Genomic DNA, 4,037 nt, shown 5'->3' with positions numbered 1-4,037 from the left:
TAAAGTTTGAAAACAATGGTGGGATTGCAGTATTGGAGAGAACTTGGAAAGATGGAGATCAGATTGTGCTGAAAATGGGGATGCAATTAAAGGCGAGTACCTGGTACCAAGGAATGGTTAGTATCGAGCGAGGTCCATTGGTTTACAGTTTGAAAATTGAAGATGAGAAAAGTATAAAAGACAGAAATGATAGGTTTCGGGAGTTTACGGAGGTGTATCCAAAAAGCCCTTGGAACTATGGGATAGAAAAAGCTTCACTTTCTGACCTTGAAAAATCCATTTTGGTTAAGGAAAATTCTTGGGATGGAAGTTATCCCTGGAATCTCGAAAATGCTCCCATTCAACTAAGTGTGAACGCTAGATTATTGCCATCTTGGCAAAAAATCAACGAGGTACCAACCAATTTAAATGCAAATAAATTAGAAGCTATTGAAGAAATTATTCTGATCCCTTATGGTTGTACCACATTAAGAATTACAGAGTTTCCAGTTTTAAACCTTCAAGGAATAGATAGGTAGAGAAAACAGGTTTATATTAACTGATAATCCATTCCTATAATTGCCTTGTTTTTTAATTCAAATTCCAATTATATTCTGCCTCAAATTGAAATTTCCTATGTTAAAAAAGCTGCTGACCCTCGTCTTTTTATTCTTCTTGAGTATCTCTGGTTTTTCTCAAGACCTGGCATCACTCTTAAATTCATACAAATTCAGAAATGTAGGGCCTCTCAGAGGTGGTCGTGTAACTGCCGTCGCGGGAGTGGCTTCTAAACCTTCACTTTTTTATATGGGAGCTACTGGTGGAGGCGTTTGGAAAACGGATGACTATGGGATTACATGGGAAAACATTTCTGATGGATTTTTCCCAACTCCTTCAATTGGGGCTATTTCCGTTTATCAAAAACAACCGGAGATCATTTATGTGGGAACTGGTTCAGATGGACTTAGATCCAATGTGATTACGGGAAAAGGTGTTTATAAATCCACTGATGAGGGAAAGACTTGGGAATTTATCGGACTAAAAGAAGCTGGGCAGATTGGTTCGGTGGAAATTCATCCCGATAATCCAGATGTAGTTTATGTCGCAGCAATAGGTCATGCTTTTGACAAGAATGAAGAAAGAGGTGTCTTCAAAACTGTAGATGGAGGAAAAACCTGGGATAAAGTTTTTTACCATTCGGATAGTGTGGGTGTCTCAGATTTAGAGTTGGCTCCAGATGATCCAAATACAATTTATGCCGGTGCCTGGAGAGGGGAAAGAAAACCTTGGACAATCACTTCTGGATCTTCTGAAGGAGGAGTTTACAAAACTACAGATGGGGGAAAAACTTGGAATAAGTTAACTAATGGATTACCGACGGGTTTGACTGGGAAAATTGATTTTGCAGTTTCTCCAGCTGATCCAGCTGTAGTCTATGCTAATATTGAGGCTTCCGATAATCAAGGAGGTTTGTATAGATCGGAAGATCGCGGCGCTAGTTGGGAGTTTGTATCAGATAATTCCAACCTTACCAATAGACCTTTCTATTATACCAACATTTATGCGAATCCAAAAGATGCCAATACAGTCTACAACAATTCGCTTCGTTTCCTTCAGTCCTTTGACGGGGGTAAAACCTGGAAATCACTTTCCACTCCCCATGGAGATAACCATGATATTTGGATCAATCCAAATGACACCACTGTTTGGATTCAGGCAAATGATGGCGGTGCCAATATTACTTTAAACTCAGGTAAAAGCTGGTCTACTCAATTTAATCAGCCCACTGCAGAGCTTTACACCGTGGAGGTAGATGATCAATATCCATATTGGCTCTATGCTGGTCAGCAGGATAATTATAGTGCGATTGCTGTACCAAGTATGCCTCCATTGAGCGTTCAGTCAGGTAGTAATGCCTATATTATCAATGTGGGAGGTTGTGAAACAGGACCAGCCGTGCCAAAGCCAGGAAATCCAAATATTGTTTATTCCAATTGCAAAGGGAGATTTGGTGTGTTTGACAAGACCTCTGGTCAGGAGTTGCAGTACTATGTAGGCGCATCAAACATTTACGGGCATAACCCAAAAGATTTGAAGTTCAGATTCCAAAGAGTTGCACCAATTCACGTTTCTCCACACAATCCGGATGTGATTTACCATACTTCCCAATATGTACATAAGACTACAGATGATGGAAAAACATGGGAGATTATCTCACCCGACCTCACTGCTTTTGATCCTGATAAACAAGTTGTTCCCGGATCTCCAATTACTAGAGATGTCACAGGAGAAGAATATTACAGCACCATATATGCAATCAGAGAATCTCCAATCCAAGAAGGTCTGATTTGGGTGGGTGCGAATGACGGCCCTGTTCATGTCACAAAAGATGGTGGTAAAACTTGGGAAAATGTAACTCCAAACATGCCAGAAGGCGGAAGAGTGGATGCGGTGGAGCCATCTCCACATGATCCTGCAAAAGCTTATGTTTCGGTATTAAGATATCTTTCGGGAGATGATAAACCATATATCTATAAAACTGAGGATTATGGTCAGACTTGGACTTTGTTAACCACAGGTTCAAATGGGATTCCTAATGATTTTCCAACCTTGGTAATGAGGGAAGACCCTAAGAAAGAGGGGATTTTATATGCAGGGACTCAGTTTGGACTATTTATTTCCATGAACGATGGAGAAACTTGGACAGCATTTGAGAGCAATCTTCCGGTAACTCCAATTACAGATATTAAAATACATCAGGATGATTTAGTGATGTCTACCATGGGTAGAGGATTTTGGGTTTTAGATAATTTAATCAGCTTGAGAGGAATTACATCTATTGGAACTCAAAGCATAGTTTTGTTTGATACAAAACCTGCGATTCGAAATTTTCTATCTGCCAGAAGTGAAACTAATGGTCCTGAATATCCAAGAGCTGCAGCTAATTTAGATTTTTACTTGTTGGAAAAGCAGGATGACCTTCGCCTAGAGATCATCAATGAGAAAGGACAAACAGTGCATACTTATGTAGCCGATGGGCTTAAAGAACCAGAGGTAGACACAACTAGGAATATGTCTACTGAATTTTCAGAAGCTCCAGCCTCTAAAGGCCTGCCAAATAAAGCAGGGATGAATCATTTCAATTGGAATATGAGACATCGGGGTGGTTGGGATAAAGATCCGAAAAGAGCGTATACAGGAAATGGTCCATTAGTTTCTACGGGGACCTATAAGGCAAGACTTATTGCAGGAGATGAGGTATTGGAAAAAGAATTTGAAGTAGTTCTCGATCCCAGAGTAACCTTGGTTTCTGATCAAGATGTTTCTGAGCAAGAAGAATTATCTCTTCAAATCCAGACATTTCAAGATGAAGTCGATCAATTGATTTCGAAAATTGAAAAAGAGCAAGAAGCGCTGAAGCTTTCACTTGAAAAAGAAAATCCAGCCAAAAATATCGCTACAAAGAAAAGTCAGCTAGATGCTATTTATTACGAACTGGAGACTCCTGAAGGCACATACATGCAACCAATGTTAAAGGACCAAGCAAGATATCTAGGTTCAATGTTAGGGCAGGCTGATCAAAAACCCGGACAAGATGCTTACGAAAGATTTGAAGAACTGAAGCAAAAATTCAATGAGATAAAATCTCAGTTTGAGGGGATGAAATAAATTCATCCCTTTTACTCTACTTGCTCTTTGATCCAGCTGAGTATTTCTTCCATAGCTTTTGGAGAAAATGTTTGTTCAATCGTAGCATACTCGCTTACCAACCCGGTTTTACTTTCTTGGAAAAGATGATTTAAACCGGTTAGTTCTTTTATAGTAATATTTTCATTTCCACCCCTTTGTAAAGCAGTTTTTATAGCTTCCAGATTTTCTTTGGCTGGTACTTGAAGGTCCATAGACCCGTTGATTGCCAAGACAGGACAACTTACTTTTTCTAATGTTGGGGCAGGATTATAAGTAATAAAATATTGCATCCAAGGGCTGGTCATTTGACTTACCTGTGCATTTACGAAGTCTGACTCAGTCATTCCACTTGGGATTTGGTTTTTAGG

At 39.6% G+C, this 4,037-nt stretch carries 2 protein-coding genes and 1 pseudogene; 2 read left to right on the top strand and 1 reads right to left on the bottom strand.

What is annotated here, in order from left to right; all coding sequences use genetic code 11:
- A pseudogene (locus Q0L68_RS17390) lies at window positions 1-518 on the top strand (beta-L-arabinofuranosidase domain-containing protein); the annotation flags it as partial.
- Between the two features lie 97 nt (window positions 519-615).
- Entirely contained in the window at window positions 616-3,648 is a 3,033-nt protein-coding gene (locus Q0L68_RS17385) for a hypothetical protein (protein WP_296705532.1), read from the top strand.
- Window positions 3,649-3,659: 11 nt separating this feature from the next.
- On the opposite strand, the gene Q0L68_RS17380 is transcribed toward Q0L68_RS17385, so the two are convergent.
- Window positions 3,660-4,037, bottom strand: a 378-nt coding sequence (locus Q0L68_RS17380) for a prolyl oligopeptidase family serine peptidase (RefSeq protein WP_296705531.1), incomplete at its 5' end; no start/stop codon positions are given.

This window comes from Algoriphagus sp., assembly GCF_024642405.1.
In the GTDB taxonomy this organism is placed as follows: Bacteria; Bacteroidota; Bacteroidia; order Cytophagales; family Cyclobacteriaceae; genus Algoriphagus.
The sequence above is the reverse complement of the archived record's forward strand: the minus strand, read 5'-3'. Positions and strand labels throughout refer to the sequence as shown.